The sequence below is a fragment of the Cupriavidus sp. LA-1 genome (assembly GCF_055385985.1).
On record NZ_AP031387.1, the window covers coordinates 782657 to 808401 of the forward strand.

Here is a 25745-nt window from a genome sequence, read left to right on the forward strand (position 1 = left end):
TTTTCGTTCAGTCCACCTTCGCCCCCGACACCTTCACGATCTGCGCGTACTTCTTCAGCTCGCGCTGGACCAGTGCCGCGAACTGCTCGGGCGTGGTCGGTGCGGGCTGTGCGCCAATGCGGGCCAGGCGCGTCTTCATGTCGTCGGTCTTCAGGATCGCCACGATCTCGTGGTTGAGCCGCTCGACGATCTCGCGCGGGGTGTTGGCCGGCGCGAACACGCCGAACCACGTGGAGATATCGAAGCCTTCCAGGCCCAGCCCCTTGCCGGCTTCGGCAATGGTCGGCAGTTCCGGGAACGCAGCCGCGCGGCTGGCGGTGGTGACGGCGAAGGCCTTGAGCTTGCCTGCCTTGATATTGGCCGATGCCGAAGCCAGGTTGTCGAAGATCAGGTCGGTCTGGCCCGACAGCACCGACAGCTGCGCCGGCGACGCGCCGTTGTACGGGATATGGACCATGCTGATCTTCGCCATGCTCTTGAACAGCTCGCCCGACAGGTGCCCGGCGCTGCCGTTGCCGCCCGAGGCGTAGTCCAGCTTGCCCGGGTGCTTGCGCGCGTACGCGACCAGGTCGCGCACATTGTCGATATGCAGCTCGGCGGCCTTGCCCGGGTGCATCACCAGCACGTTGGGCACGTCGGCCACCAGCGTGACCGGGGCGAAGTCCTTGACCGGGTCGTACGGCATCTTGCTGAACAGCGTCGGGTTGATGGCGTGCGTGGCCACCGCGCCCATGACGATGGTGTAGCCGTCGGCCGGCTGCTTGGCGACATAGTCCGCGCCCAGGTTGCCGCCCGCGCCGGGCCGGTTCTCGACCACCACCGGCTGGCCCAGGCTGTCGCGCAGCTTCTCGCCGATGGCGCGCGCGACGGTGTCGAGCGGGCCGCCGGCCGGGTAGGGCACCACGAAGCGGACCGGCCTGGTCGGATAGGCATTGGTGGCCGCCATGGCGGCGGCGGGCAGCAGGGCCGCGGTCAGCGCGGCGGCAAGCAGTTTCTTCAGCATGTCTTGGACTTCAGGGGGATTGGGATACTTACCTGGCGCCGATGCCCCGCGCCATCATGACCGCGCACAGCGGCAGCAGGATCACCAGGTGGGCTTCGATCATGACCCAGCGGCGGGCGGCCTTCAGTTCCGACGGCGGCGGCACGTAATCGGGCAGCCGGAGCGCCTGCTTGCGCCAGCGCGCAATGGCGAAGGTCGGCGGCAGCGAGCACAGCGCGATCAGCACGAACACGCCGATCTTGGCGTGGAACCACGGGTTGTGCAGGTAGAAGTCGACGCCCTTGGCGCCATAGAACAGCCGCAGCAGGCCGGTGGCCAGCACCACCATGGCGGACAGGAAATAGAACAGGTCGTACAGCGACAGGCGCCGCACCGCGGCCGGCGTGATGTCCGGGCGCAGCACCACGGCCTCGGCGGCCATCAGGGTGATCAGGACAAAGATTGCAAGGAAATGCAGGAAGGCCAGGATGGCGTCGGTCAGCATGGGTTCTCCTTGGCTTTGCGCGGGCCGGCGCTGGGCGCTGCGCCCGTGGAAAGTATTTCAGCGGGGACTGAACTGCTTCCGTCAGTGCGTAAAGCACCGGCGGCCAGGACTGGCCGCCGGCAAGAGGAGAATGTTACAGCACACCCTTGGCGCGCAGTGCGCCAATCTGCTCAGCGCTGTAGCCCAGCGTGTCGGCCAGCACGGTGTCGGTGTGCTCGCCCAGCAGCGGCGGGTGGCGCAGCGCCTGCGGCGGCGTGGCGCTCATCTTGATCGGGCTGCCCACCAGCTTGACCTCGCCGGCGCTGGGGTGGGGCAGGTCCACGCGCAGGCCGCGCGCCTTGACCTGGTCGTCCTCGAACACGTCGTCCAGGGTGTTGATCGGGCCGCACGGCACGCCGGCGGCTTCCAGGTCGCGGATCCACTGGTCGCGGGTGCGCGGGCGCACCATCTCGGCCAGGATCGGCACCAGCACGTCGCGGTTGGCCACGCGCTGCGGGTTGGTGGCAAAGCGCGGGTCGTCGGCCAGCTCGGGCTTGCCGCCGTCGATGACGAACTTGCGGAACTGCCCGTCGTTGCCCACCGCCACGATCAGCCAGCCGTCGGCGGCCTGGAAGGTCTGGTAAGGGACGATATTGGGATGTGCGTTGCCCCAGCGGCGCGGTGCCTCGCCGCTGGCCAGGTAGTTGGTGTTCATGTTGGCCAGCATTGCCACCTGCACGTCCAGCAGCGCCATGTCGATGTACTGGCCCTCGCCGGTGCGGTCGCGGTGCGCCAGCGCCGCCAGCACGGCGATGGTGGCGTACTGGCCGGTCATCAGGTCGGAAATGGCCACGCCGGCCTTCTGCGGGCCGCCGCCGGGCAGGTCGTCACGCTCGCCGGTCAGGCTCATGAAGCCGCCCATGCCCTGGATGATGAAGTCGTAACCCGGGCGCGCGGCGTACGGGCCGGTCTGGCCGAAGCCGGTGACCGAGCAGTAGATCAGGCCGGGCCTGACCTGTCTGAGCGATTCGTAATCCAGGCCGTACTTCCTGAGCTGGCCGACCTTGTAGTTCTCCAGCACCACGTCGCTCTGCGCCGCCAGCTCGCGCACGATCCGCTGGCCTTCCGGCGTGCTGATGTCGCAGGTGACCGAGCGCTTGTTGCGGTTGGCGGCGAGGTAGTAGGCGGCTTCGGCGGTGTCGCGGCCGTCCTCGTCCTTGAGCCAGGGCGGGCCCCAGGTGCGGGTGTCGTCGCCGGCGCCGGGGCGCTCGATCTTGATCACGTCGGCGCCAAAGTCGGCAAGGTTCTGGGCGCACCACGGCCCGGCAAGCACGCGGGTCAGGTCGAGGACGCGGAGATGGCTTAAAGCTCCCATGGCGGTAGTCAATGCTGAGGGTGAGACGGGGATCGGTCGCAAATGCGAGAGGTCGGCGCGCCCCTTGAATCCGGGGCCGGCGCGAGTTGCCTGCACTGTACCATCGGCCAATCGCCGGTGCGCCTTTGGGTGCCGCATAGGCCTCTTATGGTGACGGGATTTGGGCGATAGCCGGCCGGGTCCGCGGTGCCGTGCCTGGCGTGCCCGACGGGCTGCCTTGCCCGTATAATCAACGGTTTGCAAATCCCATACTGATTCGTCGCGCCCGGCCACGCCAGGGCAAGCGTCCGCCATCCCATGAAAGTCTCAGACATTCGCAGCAAGTTCCTGCAGTTCTTCGAATCGAAGGGCCATACCGTGGTCCGCTCGTCCAGCCTGGTGCCGGCGAACGACCCGACGCTGCTGTTCACCAATTCCGGCATGGTGCAGTTCAAGGACGTGTTCCTGGGCACCGACAAGCGCCCCTACACCCGCGCCACGTCATCGCAGCGCTCGGTGCGCGCCGGCGGCAAGCACAACGACCTGGAGAACGTGGGCTACACCGCGCGCCACCATACGTTCTTCGAGATGCTGGGCAACTTCTCGTTTGGCGACTACTTCAAGCGCGAGGCCATCCAGTACGCATGGGAACTGCTGACCAAGGTCTACCAGCTGCCGGCAGAGAAGCTGTGGGTGACGGTCTATGCGGAAGACGACGAAGCCTACGACATCTGGGCAAAGGAAGTGGGCGTGCCGACCGAACGCATCGTGCGCATCGGCGACAATAAGGGCGCTCGCTATGCCTCGGACAACTTCTGGCAGATGGCCGACACCGGCCCGTGCGGCCCGTGCTCGGAAATCTTCTTCGACCACGGCCCGGACGTATGGGGCGGCCCCCCGGGATCGCCCGAGGAAGACGGCGACCGCTACATCGAGATCTGGAACCTGGTGTTCATGCAGTTCAACCGCGACGAGCAGGGCAACATGACGCCGCTGCCCAAGCCGTGCGTGGACACCGGCATGGGCCTGGAGCGCATTGCCGCGGTGCTGCAGCATGTGCACAGCAACTATGAGATCGACCTGTTCCAGGCACTCATCAAGGCCGCCGGGCGTGAAACCCATATCGACAACCTGAACCAGAACTCGCTGAAGGTCATTGCCGACCATATCCGCGCGTGCGCGTTTCTGATCGTCGACGGTGTGATCCCCGGCAACGAGGGCCGCGGCTACGTGCTGCGCCGGATCATCCGCCGCGCCATCCGCCACGGCTACAAGCTGGGCCAAAAGGCCCCGTTCTTCCACAAGCTGGTGCCGGACCTGGTCGCGCAGATGGGCCAGGCCTACCCGGAACTGGCCGAAGCGCAGTCGCGCGTGACCGAAGTGCTGAAGGCCGAGGAAGAGCGCTTCTTCGAGACCATCGAAAACGGCATGGCCATCCTCGACGCCGCGCTGGCCGAGCTCAAGCTCAAGGGCGGCAAGACGCTGGACGGCGAACTCGCGTTCAAGCTGCACGATACCTTCGGCTTCCCGCTGGACCTGACCCAGGACGTGTGCCGCGAGCAGGAAATCGCTGTCGATGAAGCCGCCTTCGATGCCGCCATGACCCGCCAGCGCGAGCAGGCGCGCGCGGCCGGCAAGTTCAAGATGGCCGCGGGCCTGGAGTACACCGGCGACAAGACCGTGTTCCATGGCTACGAAAAGCTGGAACTGCCGCAAGCGAAGATCGCCGCGCTGTATGTCGACGGCGCTTCGGTCGATGCCATGCAGCCGGGCCAGACCGGCGTGGTGGTGCTCGACAACACGCCGTTCTACGCCGAGTCCGGCGGCCAGGCCGGCGACCAGGGCGTGCTGAGGGCTGGCAATGCCGTGTTCGCCGTGGCGGACACCACCAAGGTCCAGGCCGATGTGTTCGGCCACCAGGGCACGCTGCAAGGCGGCGCGCTCAAGGTGGGCGATGCCGTGTCGGCCCAGGTCGACGCGCTGCGCCGCGCGCGCACCGTGCGCAACCACTCGGCCACCCACCTGATGCACAAGGCCCTGCGCGAAGTGCTGGGCAGCCACGTGCAGCAGAAGGGCTCGCTGGTGGACGCGGACAAGACCCGCTTCGACTTCTCGCACAATGCCGCGCTGACGGATGCGCAGATCCGCCAGGTCGAAGAGATCGTCAACGCCGAGATCCTGCGCAACGATGACACGCACGCCGAGATCATGCCGTTCGACGACGCGGTCAAGAGCGGCGCGATGGCCCTGTTCGGCGAGAAGTACGCCGACGACGTGCGCGTGCTGTCGATCGGCACCTCGAAGGAACTGTGCGGCGGCACCCACGTGCACCGCACCGGCGATATCGGCCTGTTCAAGATCGTGATGGAAGGCGGCGTCGCCGCCGGCATCCGCCGCGTGGAAGCCATCACCGGCGACAACGCGCTACACTACCTGCAGGGCCTGGATGCCAGGCTGAATGAAGCCGCCGCCGTGCTGAAGGCCCAGCCTTCGGAACTGGTGCCGCGCATCGGCCAGGTGCAGGACCAGGTGCGCGCGCTGGAGAAGGAGCTGGAGCGCCTGAAGAGCAAGCTGGCCGCCTCGCAGGGCGACGAGCTGGCCGCGCAGGCCGTCGACATCAAGGGCCTGAAGGTGCTGGCCGCGCAGCTGGACGGCGCCGACGTGAAGACCCTGCGCGAGACCATGGACAAGCTCAAGGACAAGCTGCAGAGCGCGGCCATCGTGCTGGGCGCCGTGGCCGACGGCAAGGTCAGCCTGATCGCTGGTGTCACCGCTGATGCCACGGGCAAGGTCAAGGCCGGCGAGCTGGTCAACTTTGTCGCCCAGCAAGTGGGCGGCAAGGGCGGTGGCCGTCCCGACATGGCACAGGCCGGCGGCACCGAGCCGGCCAAGCTGCCGCAGGCGCTGGCGGGTGTCAGCGAGTGGGTGGCCAGCAAGGTTTGACTGGCTGAGGGGAGAAAACAGCAGGTCGGCTTGACGTAGTCACAAATGTAGAAAGGGCGCCCCGGCGCCCTTTCTGCTTTTTACTTTTCCGGCGTTCCCTTGCCGCTGCCCAGCACCGTCAGCAACTCCATCGGCAACGGAAACACGATCGTCGAACTCTTGTCCCCCGCTATCTGCGTCAGCGTCTGCATATAGCGCAGCTGCATCGCCTGCGGCTGCCGCGCCAGCATCTGCGCCGCTTCCAGCAGCTTCTCGGAAGCCTGCAGTTCGCCCTCGGCATGGATCACCTTGGCGCGCCGTTCGCGTTCGGCCTCGGCCTGACGCGCAATCGCGCGGATCATGGTCTCGTTCAGGTCGACGTGCTTGATCTCGACGTTCGAGACCTTGATGCCCCAGCCGTCGGTCTGGGCGTCCAGCGCTTGCTGGATGTCGAGGTTGAGCTTCTCGCGCTCGGCCAGCATCTCGTCCAGTTCGTGCTTGCCCAGCACCGAGCGCAGCGTGGTCTGCGCCAGCTGGCTGGTGGCCTCCAGGAAGTTCGCCACCTGGATGATGGCGCGCTCCGGATCGACCACGCGGAAGTACACCACCGCATTGACCTTGACCGAGACGTTGTCGCGCGAGATCACGTCCTGCGGCGGTACGTCCATCACCACCGTGCGCAGGTCGACCCTGACCATCTGCTGCACGGCGGGGATCAGCAGCACCAGGCCCGGGCCCTTGACGCGCCAGAAGCGTCCCAGCATGAACACCACGCCGCGTTCGTATTCGCGCAGCACGCGGAACGACATGATCACCAGCAGTGCCAGCAGGAAGATCACACCGCCGAAGCTGAATCCGTAGGCCATGGTCAGGCTCCCTTGTCTGGCGTCGGTTGGGATGGGGGTGTCGGAACAAGCGGGACGTCGCCGGCGGCAGTCACCTCGAGCACCAGGCCATCGCGCGCGGTGACGAGCACCGGCGTGCCGCGCGGCAACGGGCTGGCACTGCGCACGCGCCAGGTCTCGCCGCGCACCGAGGCCCAGCCTTCGCCGCGCAGGTCGTCCAGCATTTCGCCGCGCATGCCGACCAGTGTGTCGGCACCGCTGACCACCGGGCGCCTGCGCGCGCGCAGCAGCATCGCCGACATGCCGAACACGAAGATCGCGGACAGCGCCGACATCGCCGCCACCATCGGCAGCGGCACGCCGAAGCCCGGCACGTCGGTGTCGATCAGCATCACCGCGCCAAAGGCGAAAGCAATGATGCCGCCCACGCCCAGCGCGCCGAAGGTCGGCAGGAACAGCTCCGCCACCATGCAGCCGATGCCCAGCGCCACCAGCGCCAGCCCGGCGTAGTTCACGGGCAGCATATGCAGCGCGAACAGCGCCACCAGCAGGCAGATTGCGCCGCCAATGCCGGGCACCACCATGCCCGGCGTGGAGAACTCGAAGATCAGGCCGTAGATGCCGATCATCATCAGCAGCAGCGCCACGCTGGGCTCGGTGATCACGGCCAGGAAGCGGCTGCGCCAGTCGGGCTCCAGCGTGACCACTGGCGCATTGGCGGTGCGCAGCACGATGGCCTTGCCGCCGGCGGCGGTGAGCTTGCGGCCTTCGACCTGGCGCAGCAGCGCCGGCAAGTCGGGGGCCACCAGGTCGACCACGCGCTGGGCCAGGGCCTCGTCGGCAGACAGGCTGACCGACTCGCGCACCGCGCGCTCGGCCCATTCGGCATTGCGTCCGCGCAACTGCGCCAGGCCGCGGATATAGGCCGAAGCGTCGTGCATCTGCTTGCGCGCCATGGTGTCGCCGCCCGCGGGCTCGGTGGCCGGGGCCGAGGCGGGTTTGGCGCCCGGCAGGGCTTCGGGCTTCTGCGGCCCGCCAATGCCGATCTGCACCGGGGTGGCCGCGCCCAGGTTGGTGCCCGGCGCCATCGCCGCGATATGGCTGGCATAGAGGATGTAGGTGCCGGCGCTGGCCGCGCGTGCGCCGCCGGGATAGACATAGCTGGCCACCGGCACCGGCGACGCCAGGATGGCCTGGATGATCTCGCGCATCGACGCGTCCAGCCCGCCCGGGGTGTCCATTTCCAGCACCACCAGCTGGGCGCCGGCCTCGCCGGCGCGCGCAATGCCGCGCAGGATAAAGCTGGCGCTGGCTGGGCCGACCGCGCCGTTCAGCGCAATCACATAGACCGGTGCGATGGCCGTGGTTGCGGCGGATGGCATCGGGCCGCCGGCACTGGCGAGCAGGCTGGCGCAGGCAAGGGCGCAGCACGCCAACACCTGGCTGGACAGCAGCCGAAGGGCCCGCAGCAACGCGGTGGCAGGTTTCATGGCAGGGGACGAGGCACGCTGGGTGCCGTGGTGGCGCCACTTAAAGTGTAGGCCACCGGGCACATCTTGCACGCGGACTGCCGCGCCCGCCCCGGCTCGCTCAGGCTGCCGCCAGTTCCGGCTTTCCGGTGGGCGCGGGGGACGCGGCGGCGAGGGTGTCGACCAAGGCATGCAGGGCCGCACTGGCCATCGACGGGTGCCAGGCCAGCAGCGTGCGCACGCGGCCCGCCGCACCCAGGCTGTGCTGCTGGATGGCGGGCGGGTCCCGGTACAGCCCCAGCACCGAGCTCGGCACGATCGCCGCGCCGATGCCGGCCGCCACGCAGGCGACGATGGCATGGTACGAGTTGAGCTGCAGCACGCGCGGCGTCGGGGCATCGCCGATCACATACCAGTTTTCCAGCCGGGCGCGGTAGTTGCAGCCGGGTTCGAATGCCAGCAGCGTCGGCACCTCCAGGTCGGCCGCGGTGCGCACCGGCCGATGGCGCGCGCGCGTAATCACCACCAGCTCTTCCTCGAATACCGGGACGGCGCTCAGCCCCGGGTCGGTCAGCGGCTCGGCAACGAAGGCGCACTCCACTTCGAAGCGCGCCAGTGCATCCAGCGCCTGGCGCGTGGGCAGCGTGACCAGTTCCAGCTGCACGTCCGGCCACGCCTGGTGGTAAGCGGCCAGCACATTGGGCAGGCGGCTGGCGGCAGTGCTTTCCATCGAGGCAATGCGCAGCCGGCCGTGCGGGCGTGCCGGCAACACCGCCTGGCGCGCTTCCTCGGTCATCGTCAGGATGCGGCAGGCGTAGTCGAACAGGGTCTGGCCGGAGGGCGTCAGCACCATGCGCCGGCCGTCGCGCACAAACAGGTCAACGCCCAGCGACTGTTCCAGCTGGCGGATGCGGGTGGTGACATTGGACTGCACCCGGTGCAGCCGCTCGGCCGCGCGGGTGATGCCGCCGGCCTCGACGACAGCGCGGAAGATTTCAAGCGCGGCAAGATCCATGGGGGGCTCCGGTGGTTATCCATCTGAAATCAAGATGCCTGGCATCTCGATTATTCATTTTTGGGGATGATAAAGCCAGCGTAGCATACAGACATCGCAATGCAACCGCTGCCCCCGGCAGCCAACCATCATGCCGACTCCCCACAGCCTCGAGCCTGAATACCCCGCCGCGCGCCTGGCTGCCTCCGCCGGGCCACGCCCCGAAGCCGGCCCGGTCGCGGTGGCCGTGGCCGGCCTGGTGTCGCTGGCGGTGGTGATGGGCATCGGTCGCTTTGCCTTTACGCCGCTGCTGCCGATGATGCTGCATGACGGCACCGTCACGCTGCATCAGGGAGGCTGGCTGGCCACGTTCAATTACATCGGCTACTTTGCCGGCGCCGCCGTGTGCATGTTCATCCGACCCGATGCGGTGCGCATGGTGCGCTGGGGCCTGGTGGCGACGGTGCTGCTCACACTGGGCATGGCCCTGCCGGGCGGCATGCCCGCCTGGTCGCTGTGGCGCGGCGCCGCGGGCGTCGCCAGCGCGGTGGTGATGGTCTACACCGCGGGCTGGTGCCTGCAGCGGCTGGCGGAACTGGGCAAGCCGGCGCTTGCCGGGCTGATCTTCTGCGGGCCGGGGCTGGGCATCGTCGTCACCGGCCTGGGTGCGTCCGGTATGGTCGGGGCGGGCTGGCGTGCGGACTATGGCTGGGTCGCGTTCACGGTGCTGGCGGTGGTGCTGGTGGCTGCGGTGTGGCGGATCTTCGTCGCGGAGCCTGCCGTGGCGGCGGCGAATGCGCCGTCCCACGCGGCGGCCGGCACCGCCGCCGCGCCGCTCGATGCCCAGACCTGGGTGCTGACTTTCGCCTATGGTCTGGCCGGCTTCGGCTACATCATCACCGCGACCTTCCTGCCCGTGATTGCGCGCGAGGCGCTGCCGGGCACGGTCTGGGCCGACCTGTTCTGGCCGATCTTCGGCGCGGGCGTGGCGGTGGGCGCGTTCCTGGCCACGCGGGTGGGCATGGCGCACGACAGCCGCAAGCTGCTGACGCTGCTGTATGGCATGCAGGCGCTGGGCGTGGCGATCGCGGTGGTGTTCCCGACCGTGGCCGGCTTTGCCCTCAGCAGCCTGCTGGCGGGCCTGCCGTTCACCGCGCTGGTGGCCTTTGCCATGCGCGAGGCGCGGCGCCTGTGGGGGCCGCACGCGGCGCGGCTGATGGGCCTGATGACGGCATCCTACGGGCTGGGCCAGATCGCCGGGCCGCCGCTGGCGACCGCGCTGGTGGCGCGCACCGGGGGCTTCGCCAGTTCGCTGGCGTGCGCGGCGGCGGCGCTGCTGCTGGGCGCGCTGGTATTCGCCTGGATGCGCCGCGCCTGGCCGCTGGCGCCGGACCGGAGCTGAGCACGAAGGTGCGCTAAAGTATTGGCTTTGCCGCCTGGCGCGCCCCGCGAGCGGCTGCCGCGCGCAGGCGGGCAGCCCGTGGCGCGGCACAGAAGCCCGGGGCCGTACCCGGCACGCGACACCGGGCGGCGCAGGAGCGACCCCATGTCTTTTACCTTGCAGCCCGCGCGTGCCGCGGGTGCTTCCCATCCCGTTTCCGCCGAAGAGCAGCGCGTGCGCGTCGACCTGGCCGCCGCCTACCGCCTGGCCGCGCGCGAGGGCTGGGATGACCTGATCTACACCCATATCTCGGCCACGGTGCCGGGCGAGCCCGACCACTTCCTGATCAACCCCTTCGGCTTTGCCTTCGACGAGATCCGCGCCAGCGACCTGGTCAAGATCAATGGCCGCGGCGAAGTCGTCGGCGAGACCGTGCACCCGGTCAATGTGACCGGCTTTGCGCTGCACGCCGCGGTGCATGCCGCGCGCGCCGACGCGATGTGCGTGATGCACCTGCATAACACCGCCGGCATCGCCGTCTCGGCGCAGGCGGCGGGACTGCTGCCGCTGTCGCAGCATGCGATGCGCTTCCACGGCCGCATCGCCTGCCACGACTACGAAGGGCTTGCCTTTACCCCGGCCGAAGGCGCGCGGCTGACCGCGTCGCTGGGCGCGCATCCGGCCATGCTGTTGCGCAACCACGGCACGCTGACGGTGGGCCGCACCGTGGCCGAGGCCTATGTGCTGATGGCGACGCTGATCAAGGCGTGCGAAGTCCAGATCGCTGCGCAGGCGGGCGGTGCGCTGGTGCAGCCCGCTGCGGCGGTGGCGGACAAGACCTCCGAACAGCTCTACGACAACGGCGCGGTCGAAGGCGTGATGGAGTGGCCCGCGTTGCTGCGCAAACTGGATAGAATCGATCCCTCATACCGGGACTGAAGGGGGCTGGTTCCCCGCCGGATCAGCAAGAATCAAGCAAAGGAGCATTGCATGCCGACTTTCCACGTCGAAATGTTTGAAGGCCGTACCATCGAGCAGAAGCGCAAGTTTGTCGAAGAAGTGACCCGCGTGAGCTGCGAGACCCTGGGCTGCTCGCCCTCGGCCGTCGACATCATCATCACCGACATCAAGCGCGAGAACTGGGCCACCGGCGGCGAGTTGTGGGCTGACAAGAAGTAAGGTTTCCCTCCTCGGCTTCACACTGGACACCATGCAGCACTTCGCCTCTGACAACTACGCCGGCTTCTGCCCGGAATCGCTCAAGTACTTCCTGGAAGCCAACGCCAGCGGCCATGAGCAGGCCTATGGCGACGATACCTGGACGCAGAAGGTGTGCGACCGTATCCGCGACCTGTTCCAGACCGATTGCGAAGTGTTCTTCGTGTTCAACGGCACGGCGGCCAACTCGCTGGCGCTGTCGGCGCTGTGCCAGTCCTACCACTCGGTGATCTGCCACGAACTGGCGCATATCGAGACCGACGAATGCGGCGGCCCCGAGTTCTTTTCCAACGGCTCCAAGCTGCTGACCGCGCCCGGCGCCGACGGCAAGCTCACGCCCGATGCGGTCGAGGCGCTGGTTACGCGCCGCTCCGATATCCATTACCCCAAGCCCAAGGTGGTGTCGCTGACGCAGTCGACCGAGGTCGGCACCGTCTACAGCGTGGACGAGGTGCGCGCGATCGCGGCCATCGCCAAGCGCCGGCAGCTGCGCGTGCACATGGACGGCGCGCGCTTTGCCAATGCGGTGGCGTCGCTGGGCGTGCATCCGTCCGAGATCACCTGGCGCGCGGGCGTCGACGTGCTGTGCTTCGGCGGCACCAAGAACGGCCTGCCGGTGGGCGAGGCGGTGGTGTTCTTCGACCGCCGCCTGGCCGAGGACTTTGCCTACCGCGTCAAGCAGGCCGGGCAACTGGCGTCGAAGATGCGCTTTATCTCCGCGCCGTGGCTGGGTCTGCTCGAGAACGACGTGTGGCTCGCCAACGCGCGCCATGCCAATGCGATGGCGCAGCTGCTGCAGCAGCGCATCAGCGATATTCCGGGCGTACGCATCATGTTCCCGACGCAGTCCAACGCCGTGTTCGCCGAGCTGCCGCTGCCGGCGATCGAGGCGCTGCGCGCGAAGGGCTGGCGTTTCTACACCTTTATCGGCGCCGGCGGCTGCCGTTTCATGTGTTCATGGGACCTGCAGCCGCAGACGGTGGAGGCGCTGGCCGCCGACATGCGCGCGGCATGCGGCGCATGATTGACACCTGAGCGGCACCCGGCACCTTATACCTAAAACGACGAGACCCGTTCAGGAGCCCTCAAATGCAATACCGATTCTGCCCGCAGTGCGGCGCACCGCTGGAGGTGCTGCCACTGTCCGGACGCGAACGCCATGCCTGCGTGCAGCAGGACTGTGGCTTCGTGCACTGGAACAACCCGCTGCCGGTGCTGGCGGCGGTGGTGGAGTACCAGGACAAGCTGCTGCTGGCGCGCAATGCCGCATGGCCGGAGACGATGTTCGCGCTGGTGACGGGCTTCCTGGAGCGCGACGAGCCGCCCGAGCTGGGCGTGGCGCGTGAACTGAAGGAAGAGACCAACCTCGATACCGAGTCGGTCGCGCTGATCGGCGTCTACGAGTTCATGCGCAAGAACGAGCTGATCATCGCCTATCACGTCAAGGCGACCGGCACTGTCCAACTGTCCGAGGAACTGGCCGACTACAAGCTGGTGGCGCCGGAGGATGTGCGCGTCTGGTCGGCCGGCACCGGCTTCGCGGTGGCCGACTGGCTGGCCGCGCGCGGCTACCCGGTGCGCTTCTTCGACCGCCACACTGGCGCGGACATTCCGGACCCGCGCCGCCCGCACGACTTCAGCTAGGTCGGGGCTTCGCTACAATACCGCTGGTAAGGCTGGCTTCCAGCCGGCCTCCAGCCACCCAAGCATCGAAGGAAGAGACGAATGGAGTTCCAGAAAGAAGTGGATGCGCGCGGCCTGAACTGCCCGCTGCCTATCCTGCGCACCAAGAAGGCCCTGGCCGACATGGCCAGCGGCGACGTGCTCAAGGTGCTGGCCACCGATCCCGGCGCAACGCGTGATTTCCAGGCCTTTGCCAAGCAGACCGGCAATGAGTTGCTGTCGCACTCGGAAGTGGACAAGGTGTTCGTGTTCTATATGCGCCGGCGCTGAAGCGCGCATCGGCCCGTACGCTGCGGGCTCGCCCAAGGAAAAAGCCGCTCGAAGCGGCTTTTTCTTTTTCCTCGGCTGGACGGCGTCAGCTGCCGATGCCCGTCAGGTGCTCGCGCGATTCCAGGTAGGCGCTGAAGTCGGCGCCGACTTCCGGGTGCTTCAGGGCGAACTCGACGGTCGCCTTCAGGTAGCCCAGCTTGCTGCCGCAGTCATAGCGGCGGCCCTGGTAGCGGTAGGCCAGTACCTGCTCCTGGCCCAGCAGCGACTGGATTGCATCGGTCAGCTGCAGCTCGCCGCCGGCGCCCGGCTTCAGGTCGCGCAGGTGGTCGAAAATGCGCGGCGTCAGGATGTAGCGGCCGACCACGCCGAGGTTTGACGGCGCGTCTTCCGGTGCCGGCTTCTCGATGATGCCCGAGACCTTGATCACGTCCTCGTCCCACTCGCGGCCATCGATCACGCCGTAGGAGCGGCTTTGCTCGGGCGTGATTTCCTCGACGCCCAGCACCGAGCAGTTGTAGTGGTTGAACGCATCCACCATCTGCTTCATCACCGGCGGCTTGCCGTCGATCAGGTCATCGGCCAGCATCACCGCGAACGGGGTGTCGCCCACCAGCTTGGCCGCGCACAGCACCGCGTGGCCCAGGCCCAGCGCTTCGGGCTGGCGTACGTAGTAGCACTCCACGTTGGCCGGCTTGATCGAGCGCACCACGTCCAGCAGCGCCTGCTTGTTCTTGGCTTCGAGCTCGACTTCCAGTTCAAAGGCCTTGTCGAAATGGTCCTCGATGGCGCGCTTGGAGCGGCCGGTGACAAAGATCATCTCGGTAATGCCGGCGGCCATGGCTTCTTCCACGGCGTACTGGATCAGCGGCTTGTCCACTACCGGAAGCATTTCCTTGGGGCTGGCCTTGGTGGCTGGCAGGAAGCGGGTGCCCAGGCCCGCAACCGGGAACACAGCCTTGGTGACGCGATTTTCCATATCAGGTGTACCTCTCAGATTCCAGTCCATAACCCTGCCAGCCATCATGGGCGCCGTCTGTCCGGTTCTGTCCGACGAGGCCGGACAGAACCCCCGGCCGGCAGGGGCGTGATTGCGGCCGCCGCGCCGTCAGGCCGGCAGCCGCTGCAGCTGGCCTTGCAGTTTGGCCAGCGTCTGCTCGAAATCGGCCAGGCGCTGTGTCTCTTGCGCCACCACGGCAGGTGGCGCCTTGGCGACAAAGCTCTCGTTGGACAGCTTGGCACGGCACTTGCCGATTTCACCACCGATGCGCTCGACTTCCTTCGACAGGCGCGCGCGCTCGGCGCCGACATCGATCTCGATCTTCAGCAGCAGGTGGTTGCCCCCGGCAATGGCCACCGGCGCACCGGCGCCTTCAGCCTGCAGGGCGGCCTCATCTTCAAAGACGCGCACCTCGGAAAGCTTTGCCAGTGCCTGGATATGTGCGCTCGCCGCCTTCAGGAAGGCGCTGTCGCCCTCGGCGTAGAGCGGGATGCGCTGGGCCGGCGAGATGTTCATCTCGCCGCGCAGGTTGCGGCACGCATCGATCACTTCTTTCAGGCGCGCGACCCATTGCTCGGCATTTTCGTCGATCTTGGCGACGGCGGGCAGCGGATACGGCTGCAGCGCGATTGTTTCCGAGCCATCACCCTTGGCCCGGCCGGCCAGCGGGGCCACCTTCTGCCACAGCTCTTCGGTGATGAACGGGATGATCGGATGCGCCAGGCGCAGCACGGTCTCGAGCACGCGCAGCAGCGTGCGCCGCGTGGCGCGCTGCTGGGCTTCGGTGCCGTTCTGGATCTGCACCTTGGCCAGTTCCAGGTACCAGTCGCAGTACTCGTCCCAGACGAACTTGTAGATGGCGTTGGCGATATTGTCGAAGCGGTACTCGGCAAAGCCCTTTTCGACCTCGGCCTCCACGCGCTGCAGCAGCGACACGATCCAGCGGTCGGCCTGCGAGAAGTCCAGGTAGCCGTCCGGGCCGCAGTCGTTGTTGCACGGGCCCATGCCGCAGTCATGGCCTTCGGTGTTCATCAGCACGAAGCGGGTCGCGTTCCACAGCTTGTTGCAGAAGTTGCGGTAGCCCTCGCAGCGGCCGGTGTCGAAGTTGACGTTGCGCCCGAGCGTGGCCAGCGACGCAAAGGTGAAGCGCAGCGCGTCGGCACCGAAGGCGGGAATGCCTTCCGGGAATTCCTTCTTCGTCTTCTTCTCGATCTTGGGCGCGTCCTTGGGGCGGCGCAGGCCGGTGGTGCGCTTCTGCAGCAGGGTGTCGAGGTCGATGCCGTCGATCAGGTCCACCGGGTCCAGCGTGTTGCCCTCGGACTTGCTCATCTTCTTGCCTTCCGAATCGCGCACCAGGCCGTGCACGTAGACGGTGTGGAAGGGCACCTTGCCGGTGAAGTGCTTGGTCATCATGACCATGCGCGCGACCCAGAAGAAGATGATGTCGTAGCCGGTCACCAGCACCGACGACGGCAGGAAGTGCTGGATCTCGGGCGTTTCTTCCGGCCAGCCCAGCGAGGAGAAGGGCACCAGCGCCGACGAGAACCAGGTGTCGAGCACGTCTTCCTCGCGGCGCAGGCTGCCGGTGCTGCCGGCGGCCTTTGCCTTGGCCAGTGCTTCGTCTTCGGTGCGGCCGACAAAGCAGTTGCCGGCATCGTCATACCACGCCGGGATCTGGTGGCCCCACCACAGCTGGCGCGAGATGCACCAGTCCTGGATATTGCCCAGCCACTGGTTGTAGGTGCTGATCCAGTTTTCCGGCACCAGCTTGATCTCGCCGCTCTGCACGGCGTCCAGCGCCACTTCGGCGATCGAGCGGCCCGGGTAGAAGGTGCCTTCCGGCGCCGGCTTGCTCATGGCGACGAACCACTGGTCGGTCAGCATCGGTTCGATCGCGCTGCCGGTGCGCTCGCTGCGCGGGGTCATCAGCTTGTGCTTCTTGACCTCGGCCAGCAGGCCGCGCTTGTCCAGGTCCTCGACGATGGCCCTGCGCGCGTCGAAGCGGTCCAGGCCGGCGTAGGCGGCGGGGGCGTCGGCGACGATCTTCGCGTCCAGGGTCAGGATCGACAGCTGCGGCAGGTTGTGGCGCTGACCCACCGCATAGTCGTTGAAGTCATGGCCCGGGGTCACCTTGACCACGCCGGTGCCGAACTCGCGGTCGACGTATTCGTCGGCAATCACCGGGATCTGGCGCTCGGTCAGCGGCAGCTGCACGAACTTGCCGATCAGGTGCGCATAGCGCTCGTCTTCCGGGTGGACCATCACGGCCACGTCGCCCAGCATGGTTTCGGGGCGGGTGGTGGCCACGGTCAGGTGGGTCAGGCCGCCCTTGGCGTCAGCCTCGACCAGCGGATAGTGGATATGCCACAGCGAGCCTTCTTCCTCGACGCTGTCGACTTCCAGGTCCGACACGGCGGTGCCCAGCACCGGGTCCCAGTTGACCAGGCGCTTGCCGCGGTAGATCAGGCCCTGCTCGTACAGGCGCACGAAGACTTCGGTGACCGCCTTCGACATCTCGGGCGACATCGTGAAGTACTCGCGGCTCCAGTCGATCGACGCGCCCATGCGCCGCACCTGGCGGGTGATGGTCGAGCCCGACTCTTCCTTCCAGGCCCACACCTTCTCGGTGAACTTCTCGCGGCCCAGGTCATGGCGCGACACGCCCTGCGCCTCGAGCTGGCGCTCCACCACGATCTGGGTGGCGATGCCGGCGTGGTCGGTGCCCGGCACCCACAGCGTATTGGCGCCCGCCATGCGTGCATGGCGTGCCAGGCCGTCCATGATGGTCTGGTTGAACGCGTGGCCCATATGCAGCGTGCCGGTCACATTGGGCGGCGGCAGCTGGATCGCGAAGTCCGGGCGGGCAGGGTCGAAGGTCGGCTTGGCGATGCCGCGCTTCTCCCACTCGGGGCCCCATTTCGCCTCGATGGCGGCGGGTTCGAAGCTCTTGGCAAGCGATTGGTCTTGGGCGGTCATGCTGGGATGTCGATGTTGGCGTCTGGATGCGTGGCAGGTGCGGTGGCCTGCGCCTGGCGGCCGGTGCCAGCCTGCAAAGGCCGGCCTGGCGCCAGTAAAACATCAAATTATACGGGGGGCGGCCGGCTGGTGCCTATTTCGTGGTCACCGGGCCCGGCCGGCAGCGGCTTGCCGGCACGGGGGCGAGGCGCCGCCGCGACGGTCGGATCGGCTGCCGGATGTGATTTATGGGACAGGGCCCCCCGGTATAATTGCCGCTATTCAACCAGGCCTCTCCGATGTCCGATCTGCTCGCCAACCTGAACGCCGAACAACTAGCCGCCGTCACCCTGCCCGACGAACCGGCGCTGATCCTGGCGGGCGCGGGCAGCGGCAAGACCCGTGTGCTGACCACGCGCATCGCCTGGCTGATCCAGAACGGGCATGTTTCGCCGGCGGGCATCCTGGCGGTGACCTTTACCAACAAGGCCGCCAAGGAAATGCAGACGCGGCTGTCGTCGATGCTGCCGATCAACACCCGCGGCATGTGGATCGGCACCTTCCACGGCCTGTGCAACCGCATGCTGCGCGCGCATTTCCGCGACGCGGGCCTGCCCCAGACCTTTGCCATCCTGGACAGCCAGGACCAGCTCTCGGCGCTCAAGCGGCTGTTGAAGGCGCTCAACGTCGACGACGAGAAGTACCCGGCCAAGAACCTCCAGTACTTCATCAACAACGCCAAGGAGCAGGGCCTGCGCCCGGCCGACGTCGAGGCCAACGACGACTTCAACAAGCGCTTTGTCGACCTCTACGCCGCCTACGACCAGCAGTGCCAGCGCGAGGGCGTGGTCGACTTCGCCGAGCTGCTGCTGCGCTGCTACGAGCTGCTGCGCTACAACGACGCCATCCGCCAGCACTACCAGCACCGCTTCCGCCATGTGCTGGTCGACGAGTTTCAGGACACCAACGTGCTGCAGTACCAGTGGCTCAAGCTGCTGGCCGGCTATGGCACGCAGAACCCGGCCGCGGTCTTTGCCGTGGGCGACGACGACCAGAGCATCTACGCCTTCCGCGGCGCCAACGTCGGCAATATGCGCGATTTCGAGCATGAGTTCCGCGTGCGCCGGATGATCAAGCTGGAGCAGAACTACCGCTCGCACGGGCATATCCTGGATTCGGCCAACCACCTGATCTCGCACAACGCGCGCCGCCTGGGCAAGAACCTGCGCACCGACGCCGGCCACGGCGAGCCGGTGCGGGTGTTCCAGGGCGGCTCGGACGGCCAGGAAGCCGCCTGGATCATCGAAGAAATCCGCGACCAGATCGCGCAGGGCGCCAGCCGCGCCGAGATCGCCATCCTGTACCGCAGCAACGCGCAGTCGCGCGTGATCGAGCATGCGCTGTTCTCGGCCGGCATCCCGTACCGCGTGTACGGCGGCCTGCGCTTCTTCGAGCGCGCCGAAATCAAGCACGCGCTGGCCTACATGCAGTTGCTGGAGAACCCGCGCAACGACGCCGCCTTCGGCCGCGTGGTCAACTTCCCGGCGCGCGGCATCGGCGCGCGCTCGCTGGAAGTGCTGCAGGACATGGCGCGTCAGTACGACAGCGCGCTGGCCGAGGCCGTGGCCTACGTGCCCGGCGCCGCCGGCAGCAAGCTGGCGGCGTTTACGCGCCTGATCGACAAGATGCGCGAGGACACGCGCCGCATGACGCTGGCCGAGACCGTCGAATACGTGATCAACCACAGCGGCCTGATCACCCACTACCAGGGCGAGAAGGAAGGCCAGGACCGCATCGAGAACTTGCAGGAACTGGTAACCGCCGCGCAGGCCTTCGTGGTCGAGGAAGGCTACGGCCTGGAAGCGCTGGCCGCGGTAATCCCGGCCGATCGAAGCCCCGCCGCGCCGGCGCTGGCCGACGGCGACCAGGCCCAGCAGGTGCTGGACCCGGAGGCGCTGCCGGTGGTGATGACGCCGCTGGTAGCGTTCCTGACCCACGCCTCGCTGGAAGCGGGCGACAACCAGGCCCAGGCCGGCCAGGACGCGGTGCAGATGATGACCGTGCACGCGGCCAAGGGGCTGGAGTTCGACGTGGTCTTCATCAGCGGGCTGGAAGAAGGGCTGTTCCCGCACGAGAACAGCATGATGGACCCGGACGGCCTGGAGGAAGAGCGCCGGCTGATGTATGTGGCGATCACGCGCGCGCGCAAGCGGCTCTACATGTCGTTCGCGCAGAGCCGCATGCTGCACGGCCAGACCCGCTACCACGTGCGCTCGCGCTTCTTCGAGGAACTGCCCGAGGCCTCGCTCAAGTGGCTGACGCCGCCGGCGCAGAGCTACGGCGGCGTGCGCCGCCAGGAGCGCGACAACGCCTGGGGCCGCGACTGGTTCCGCAAGCCCGAGGACGTGCCCTACACCGGCACGCGCCCCACCGGCGGCATGGACACCGGCAACGGCTATGCCGATGCCAGGCGCGAGGCCGGCACCGGCTTCCGCGTGGGCCAGTCGGTGTTCCACAACAAGTTCGGCGAAGGCGTGATCACCGCGCTGGAAGGCGAGGGCACGGACGCGCGCGCCAATATCAACTTCAAGCGCCACGGCGCCAAGTGGCTGGCGCTGTCGGTGGCGAAGCTGGACACGATCGACTGAGCGGGTCCGGCTTCGCGGTGCGCCATGTAGCGTCTGGTCCGGCTCAGGGCAGGGCGTGGCGGACCTCGCCGGCCTTCTGGTCGGGACTGTCCACGGTCATGAGCGGATTGATGAACAGCGAGGCCACTGCGCCAACGCCGAGCAGTGCCGCCGAGATCATGAACGGCAGGTGATAGCTGCCGGTGGTCTCGATCAGGTAGCCGAACACCACCGGCGACACCATGCCGGCCACCCCGAAACCGGTGTTCATCATGCCGCCCGCGGTGCCGGCGTACTTGCCGGCGATGTCCAGCGGCAGGCTCCACAGCACGGCGTTGGTCAGCTCCAGGAAGAAGAACGACAGCGACAGCAGGATCACGGCGTTGACGGCATCGCCGGTGTAGGTCATCGGCACGATGAACATCAGAGAGCCGGCCAGCCCCACGAACAGGATCGAGCCGCGTGCCAGGCGCAGGTTGCCGGTGCGCCGGTAGATGCGGTCCGACAGCATGCCGCCGAGCGTGTCGCCGACCACGCCGGCCAGCAGCGGCAATGACGTGAACAGGGCCAGCTGCTTCAGGTCGAAGCCCCGTGCTTCCTTCAGGTAAGAAGGCAGCCACGTCAGGTAGACCCACAGCGACCAGCCGTAACAGAAGTCGACGAAGGTCACCAGCCACATGCGCCGGAACAGGCGCCGCCACGGCGTGGCCGCCTTGGCGGCCTGCTGGCACTCGCCGCGCCGGTAGCCGATTTCCTGCAGCTCCTGCGCGGTCACGCGGCTGTGCTTGTCGGGCGAGTCCTTGAACACGAAGGCGTACAGCAGGGTCCAGCCGAGGCTGACCGTGCCCAGCACGATAAAGGCCTCGCGCCAGCCGGCGGTCGCCACGATGGCCAGCACGATCGGCGGCGTGATCGCGCCGCCCAGCCGCGCGAAACTGTGGGTGATGCCCTGCGCGAAGCCGCGTTCCGCCACTGGCATCCAGTAGGTGAAGGCGCGCGTCGCGGTCGGGAACGCCCCGCCTTCGCCGATACCCAGCGCGAAGCGCAGCACCACCAGCATCAGCACGCTGCCGGCGAAGCCGGTCAGGACCGTGGCCACGCCCCAGATCAGCGACAGCACGATCAGCACCTTCTTGGGCCCGAATTTGTCGGACATCCAGCCGCCGAGGATCTGCATGGCGGCATAGGGGTAGGCAAAGGCCGAGAACACCAGTCCCAGCTGCGACGAGGTCAGCCCCATTTCCTCGCGGATCAGGGGGGCGGCGACCGAGATGTTGACGCGGTCGATATAGGCGATGAAATACATCAGGCACATGACGCCCAGGATCATGTGTCGGGTCTTGATGCGTTGCTTCATACCACCTCCTATGTGCGGCGCGCGCACGTGGCGTTGACGGGACGGCGGGCCGGCGCACGGTCCGTAGCCATGCGCTTGCGGCGCGCCGGGGGCGCGGCGCCGGCCGCGCTGCCCCGTCCTTGAGCAATCTGTCTGTGGTCTTGCGTCGTGTCTCCTGGTCTGGCGGATTCCGGTCGGGCAGGCTCCTTGGCGAGGGTTGTGGAAAGGGAGGGCGGGTTCAGGCGTGGTCGAGCAGCCTGAGCCGCTGCACCTTGCCCGACGGGCCGCGCGGCAGTTCGGCGATGAAGCGGAACTCCTTCGGCGTCTTGTAGCGGCCCAGTTCGCGCAGGCAATGCGCGCGCAGCGCGGCGAGCGCGTCTTCATCGCAGTGCGCCGCCTCGCGCATGACCACGTAGGCGACGATCTCCTGCCCGTAGGCCGGGTCCGGCACGCCGACCGCAGCGGCTTCGAGCACGGCCGGATGGCGCAGCAGCGCCTCGTCGATCTCGCGCGGGGCGATGTTCTCGCCGCCCTTGATGATCAGTTCCTTGGCGCGCCCGGTGATGTAGAAATAGCCATCGGCGTCGCGGTAGCCGAGGTCGCCGGTGCGCAGCCAGCCATCGTGCGTAAAGGCCTCGCGCGTGATGTCCGGCGCCTTGTAGTAGCCGGCCATCACGTTCTCGCCCTGCAGCACGATCTCGCCGACCTGTCCGTCGGGCACGGGCATGCCGTCGCGCCCGAGTACGCGGGCGCGCGTGCCCGAGGGCCGGCCGATGCTGCCGATGCGCCGCCGCTCCGGGTCGAGCGGATTGCTGAACGCCGGCGCGGCGGTCTCGGTCATGCCCATGGTCTCGATCACGCCGATGCCGAAGCGCGCTTCGAAGGCGCGGTGATGCTCCGGCGGCAGCGCGGCCGAGGCCGAGCGGCAGAAGCGCACGCCGGCCGGCGCCCGGCCGTGCGTATCGTTCAGCAGGTAGGCGATGATGGTCGGCACCACGTTCAGCCAGGTGCAGCCGTGGCGCGCGCTGTCCTGCCAGAACGCGCTGGCGGAAAAGCGCATCGGCATCACCACCGAGCCGCCGTGCACCAGCGGCGCGATCGCGGTTACGACGAGGCCGTTGATGTGGTACAGCGGCAGCGTCGCCAGCACCCGGTCGGCCGGCCCGAGGCCGTGCTCGCGGCTGACGTTGGCACCGTTGGCCATGAGGTTGCGCTGCGTCAGCAGCACACCCTTGGGCGTGCCGGTGGTGCCGGACGTGTACATCAGCAGCGCGGGCGCGTCAGGTCGCGGCGCGGGCAGTGGCGACGCAGCTTGCTGCATGGCGGGCAGTGCCGGCAGGCTGCCGGCGTCGGGCGCGGTGACGATCACCGGCACGTCCAGCCCGGCCTCGCGCAGGGCCTCGCGGATGGCGGCTGCGCCGTCGGGCCAGGTGAAGACCAGCCGCGTATCCGAATGCGCAAGGATGTAGCGCAGCTGGGCCGGCTGGCACAGCAGGTTGATCGGGTTGACGACCAGCCCGCAGGCCATGGTGCCGAGCAGGAGCCGCGCGGTCTGCTCGCCGTTGGGCAGGTACACCGACACCGTCTGCCCGCTGCCCAGTCCGGCTGCCGCATAACTGCGGCTTAGCGTGTCGGCGTCGGCCGCCAGCGCGCCGAAGGTGAGCGCATGGCCGCTGTCTGGCGATAGCAGGTAGGGCTTGTCGGGCCACTGCGCGGCACGCACGGCCACCAGCGCGGCCAGGGTGTCGAACACTTCGGGTTCGGTGCGCGCGTTCATTTGCCGACCCTCGCGAAGTAATCGCCCAGCAGGTCCGCTTCATCGGGCACGTGCTCGGCGATGGGCACGGCGATGCGGGTGATGTTCAGGTACTGGCGCCAGCCGAGGTTGTCCGAGAAGTTGTTGCCGCCCCAGGTGCCGCAGCCCATCGACAGCGAGAACGGCAGGCCGTTGTCGAAATTCCCGCCGGTGGCGAAGCAATGCGCCTGGTTCACGATCACGCGCGCCACCGGCAGTTCCAGCCCGAGCTGCAGCGCGTGACGCGGATTGGTTGAATGCAGGCTGACCGAATGGCCGGCGCCCATGTAGGCGTACAGGCACGCGACGCGCTCGACCGCCGCCGCGAAGTCGGCGGCGCGGTAGACCGTCAGCACCGGCGAGAGCTTTTCCCCGGAGAAGGGGTAGTCGCTGCCGACGCCGGTTTCTTCCACCAGCAGCATCGTGGGCTGCAGCGCGCGCACGCGTTCCAGCCCGGCAAGCCCGGCAATGCGCGTCGCGCTCTGTCCCGTGAAGGTGCCGGCGAGCTTGCCGTCCTGCCACATCAGCGCCTGCAACCGCGCTTTCTCCGCAGCCGTGAGCAGCACGCCGCCGACGGCCGCCAGGGCGTCGAGCATGGGCAGGTAGACGGCGTCGAGCACGACCAGGCTGTTCTCCGAAGAGCAGCTGGTGGCGTTGTCGAAGGTCTTGGAGCGCGCCACCTTGGCCGCCGCGTCATCCAGTGCCGCGCTGGCGTCGATGATCGAGGCCACATTGCCGGCGCCCACGCCGAAGGCCGGCGTGCCGGAGGTGTAGGCCATGCGCACGTTGGCTTGCGAGCCGGTTGCGACCACCAGGTCGGCCTGCCGCATGAGTGCTGCCGTGGCGGCCTTCGACACCGGCGCGGGCAGCATCTGGACCAGGTCGGCGGGCAGGCCGGCGCGGGCGAACTCGGCGTGGATGAACGACAGCAGCAGCGCGCACGTGTCCTGCCCTTTCGGCGATGGCGCCACGATCACGCTGTTGCCGCACTTGAGCGCGTTGATGATCTTGTTGGCCGGCGTGGCCGCGGGATTGGTCGACGGGGTGATGGCCGCCACCACGCCCACGGGCCGCGCGATCTCGGTGATGCCGGAGGCCGCATCCTGCGCGATCACGCCCACCGTCTTGCGGCCATGCAGGTCGCGCAGCAGGCCCAGCGTCTTGCGGTAATTCTTGCGGATCTTGTCGTCGACATTGCCCAGGCCGGTGTCGGCGACGGCACGCTCGGCCAGCTGGCGGTTGCGCGCGGGCTCCATGATGGCCCACGCGGCGGCGGCGACCGCGGTGTCGACGGTGGCCTGGTCGGCACGCGCGAACTCGCGCTGCGCCTGCCGGGCCCGGGCCACGACTGCTGTGACGGCTTCGGCTGCGCCTTCTGCTGCGGATTGCGCAGGCATGGACGCCGCCGGTAGGGACAAATCGGAATTGTTGGACTGCCGGCGATGCAGTATTTGCACACTCATGGATTCGACTCCGCGGTTTGGACGGTCAGGGCCGCCGCGCTTGGTCGTGCACTTCGCGGCACTGGTCGGCGGCCCTGGATCGAATCTAGTGAAGCGCGCCAGCCAGTCCGTCCCAATTTGTGCGCTTTCGCGAGCGCGCAGCCGGGGTGCGATGCGGAATTCAGTTTTCGGGACGGCCATGCGTCCCGGAATCTTCTAAATTTGATCCATGAGCAATCACTCGAATGCCGCCGCGGTGCGCGCCTTCCGCATTCTCGAGATCCTGTCCACGGCCGATGAGCCACTGTCGCTGGCGTCCATCGTGCAGGCGATCGAGCTGCCGAAGCAGACCGTCCACCGCATCCTCAAGCAGCTGGAAAGCACATGGCTGGTGTCGCGCACGGCTGGCAACCGCCACTACGAGTGCTCATCGCGCGTGCGGCAGCTGGCCGTCAATGTGCTGATGCAGGCAGGTCCGGCGGCGGCGCGGCATGCGATCCTGCAGCAACTGGTCGACAAGATCGGGGAGACCTGCAACCTGACCATGCTGTCAGGCGATGACGTGGTCTATCTGGACCGCGTGGAAACGCAATGGCCGCTGCGCATGCACCTGCAGCCAGGCTCGCGGGTGCCGCTGCATTGCACTGCCAGCGGCAAGCTGCTGCTGGCGTTCCTGCCGAGCGCGCAGCGCCAGCGCCTGGTCGCCAGCCTGCCGCTGCGCGCGCACTCGGCGCATACCATCACCAATGCCGAGGCCTTGCATGCGGAGCTGGCCGAGACGCGGCGGCGGCGCCTGGGCATCAACAATCAGGAAAACCTGGAGGGCATGATCGCGGTCGCGGTGCCGGTGATGCGCAACCGGAGCCGCGCCTGCGCGGCGATTGCCGTGCAGGTGCCGATGGCGCGCATGACGATGGACCAGCTGATGGGGTTCGTGCCAGACCTGCGCCTGGCAGCGGACGAGATGGTGAAGACCTTCTGCGAATAGCCC

General features: G+C 67.7%; 20 protein-coding genes. 9 read left to right on the plus strand and 11 right to left on the minus strand.

Features of this window, described 5'->3' with window-relative positions:
- Positions 1 to 7 precede the first annotated feature (7 nt).
- The 3 genes from ACZ5MJ_RS03765 to ACZ5MJ_RS03775 all read right to left on the minus strand — a co-directional run bounded on the left by ACZ5MJ_RS03765 (position 8) and on the right by ACZ5MJ_RS03775 (position 2841).
- On the minus strand, positions 8 to 1003 hold the full coding sequence (locus tag ACZ5MJ_RS03765) for a tripartite tricarboxylate transporter substrate binding protein (protein ID WP_464222500.1): 996 nt from the start codon (positions 1001 to 1003) through the stop codon (positions 8 to 10).
- Between the two features lie 28 nt (positions 1004 to 1031).
- On the minus strand, positions 1032 to 1487 hold the full coding sequence (locus tag ACZ5MJ_RS03770) for a DUF2214 family protein (RefSeq protein WP_432257804.1): 456 nt from the start codon (positions 1485 to 1487) through the stop codon (positions 1032 to 1034).
- 133 nt (positions 1488 to 1620) lie between these two features.
- Positions 1621 to 2841, minus strand: a complete 1221-nt coding sequence (locus ACZ5MJ_RS03775) for a CaiB/BaiF CoA transferase family protein (protein ID WP_464222501.1) — start codon at positions 2839 to 2841, stop codon at positions 1621 to 1623.
- Positions 2842 to 3138: 297 nt separating this feature from the next.
- On the opposite strand from ACZ5MJ_RS03775, the gene alaS reads away from it, so the two are divergent.
- The gene (gene alaS, locus ACZ5MJ_RS03780) at positions 3139 to 5763 is read left to right on the plus strand and encodes an alanine--tRNA ligase (RefSeq protein WP_464222502.1); all 2625 of its coding nucleotides are present in this window, start codon (positions 3139 to 3141) and stop codon (positions 5761 to 5763) included.
- Between the two features lie 80 nt (positions 5764 to 5843).
- Here the strand turns inward: alaS and ACZ5MJ_RS03785 are convergent, their stop codons facing one another.
- From ACZ5MJ_RS03785 to ACZ5MJ_RS03795, 3 genes are all read right to left on the minus strand, one after another.
- Positions 5844 to 6608, minus strand: coding sequence for a slipin family protein (locus ACZ5MJ_RS03785; protein ID WP_432257800.1), 765 nt, complete (start codon positions 6606 to 6608; stop codon positions 5844 to 5846).
- Between the two features lie 2 nt (positions 6609 to 6610).
- Positions 6611 to 8077, minus strand: a complete 1467-nt coding sequence (locus ACZ5MJ_RS03790; protein ID WP_464222503.1) for an NfeD family protein — start codon at positions 8075 to 8077, stop codon at positions 6611 to 6613.
- Between the two features lie 100 nt (positions 8078 to 8177).
- Positions 8178 to 9071: a LysR substrate-binding domain-containing protein gene (locus tag ACZ5MJ_RS03795; protein WP_464222504.1), complete on the minus strand. Its 894-nt coding sequence runs from the start codon at positions 9069 to 9071 to the stop codon at positions 8178 to 8180.
- A gap of 130 nt (positions 9072 to 9201) precedes the next feature.
- Here ACZ5MJ_RS03795 and ACZ5MJ_RS03800 point away from each other — a divergent pair, with 130 nt between their 5' ends.
- The 6 genes from ACZ5MJ_RS03800 (at position 9202) to ACZ5MJ_RS03825 (ending at position 13602) form a co-directional block, all read left to right on the plus strand.
- Positions 9202 to 10452, plus strand: coding sequence for a YbfB/YjiJ family MFS transporter (locus ACZ5MJ_RS03800; RefSeq protein WP_464222505.1), 1251 nt, complete (start codon positions 9202 to 9204; stop codon positions 10450 to 10452).
- Positions 10453 to 10596: 144 nt separating this feature from the next.
- Positions 10597 to 11370 carry a class II aldolase/adducin family protein gene (locus tag ACZ5MJ_RS03805; RefSeq protein WP_464222507.1) on the plus strand — a complete coding sequence of 258 codons (774 nt, stop codon included), beginning with the start codon at positions 10597 to 10599 and terminating at the stop codon, positions 11368 to 11370.
- 51 nt (positions 11371 to 11421) lie between these two features.
- Entirely contained in the window at positions 11422 to 11610 is a 189-nt protein-coding gene (locus ACZ5MJ_RS03810; protein ID WP_012353493.1) for a 4-oxalocrotonate tautomerase, read from the plus strand.
- A 31-nt stretch (positions 11611 to 11641) separates the two neighbouring features.
- The gene (locus ACZ5MJ_RS03815; RefSeq protein ID WP_464222509.1) at positions 11642 to 12673 is read left to right on the plus strand and encodes a threonine aldolase family protein; all 1032 of its coding nucleotides are present in this window, start codon (positions 11642 to 11644) and stop codon (positions 12671 to 12673) included.
- A 65-nt stretch (positions 12674 to 12738) separates the two neighbouring features.
- Entirely contained in the window at positions 12739 to 13293 is a 555-nt protein-coding gene (locus ACZ5MJ_RS03820; RefSeq protein ID WP_464222510.1) for an NUDIX domain-containing protein, read from the plus strand.
- A gap of 81 nt (positions 13294 to 13374) precedes the next feature.
- Positions 13375 to 13602 (plus strand): sulfurtransferase TusA family protein, encoded by a 228-nt coding sequence (locus ACZ5MJ_RS03825; RefSeq protein ID WP_010813669.1) that lies wholly within the window; start codon positions 13375 to 13377, stop codon positions 13600 to 13602.
- Between the two features lie 85 nt (positions 13603 to 13687).
- On the opposite strand, the gene galU is transcribed toward ACZ5MJ_RS03825, so the two are convergent.
- Positions 13688 to 14578 carry a UTP--glucose-1-phosphate uridylyltransferase GalU gene (gene galU / locus ACZ5MJ_RS03830; protein ID WP_464222511.1) on the minus strand — a complete coding sequence of 297 codons (891 nt, stop codon included), beginning with the start codon at positions 14576 to 14578 and terminating at the stop codon, positions 13688 to 13690.
- Between the two features lie 129 nt (positions 14579 to 14707).
- Complete coding sequence (locus ACZ5MJ_RS03835) at positions 14708 to 17575, minus strand: valine--tRNA ligase (protein WP_464222512.1); 2868 nt, start codon at positions 17573 to 17575, stop codon at positions 14708 to 14710.
- Between the two features lie 278 nt (positions 17576 to 17853).
- On the opposite strand from ACZ5MJ_RS03835, the gene ACZ5MJ_RS03840 reads away from it, so the two are divergent.
- Positions 17854 to 20202, plus strand: coding sequence for a UvrD-helicase domain-containing protein (locus ACZ5MJ_RS03840; RefSeq protein ID WP_464222513.1), 2349 nt, complete (start codon positions 17854 to 17856; stop codon positions 20200 to 20202).
- Between the two features lie 43 nt (positions 20203 to 20245).
- Here the strand turns inward: ACZ5MJ_RS03840 and ACZ5MJ_RS03845 are convergent, their stop codons facing one another.
- From ACZ5MJ_RS03845 to sauS, 3 genes are all read right to left on the minus strand, one after another.
- A complete protein-coding gene (locus ACZ5MJ_RS03845; RefSeq protein WP_464222514.1) occupies positions 20246 to 21538 on the minus strand; it encodes an MFS transporter in 1293 nt (430 codons plus the stop codon).
- A 217-nt stretch (positions 21539 to 21755) separates the two neighbouring features.
- A complete protein-coding gene (locus ACZ5MJ_RS03850; RefSeq protein ID WP_464222515.1) occupies positions 21756 to 23294 on the minus strand; it encodes an acyl--CoA ligase in 1539 nt (512 codons plus the stop codon).
- Positions 23291 to 24775 carry an acylating sulfoacetaldehyde dehydrogenase gene (sauS, locus tag ACZ5MJ_RS03855; protein ID WP_464222516.1) on the minus strand — a complete coding sequence of 495 codons (1485 nt, stop codon included), beginning with the start codon at positions 24773 to 24775 and terminating at the stop codon, positions 23291 to 23293. The genes ACZ5MJ_RS03850 and sauS overlap by 4 nt, the downstream gene beginning before the upstream one ends.
- 208 nt (positions 24776 to 24983) lie before the next feature.
- On the opposite strand from sauS, the gene ACZ5MJ_RS03860 reads away from it, so the two are divergent.
- A complete protein-coding gene (locus ACZ5MJ_RS03860; protein WP_464222517.1) occupies positions 24984 to 25742 on the plus strand; it encodes an IclR family transcriptional regulator in 759 nt (252 codons plus the stop codon).
- Positions 25743 to 25745 lie beyond the last annotated feature (3 nt).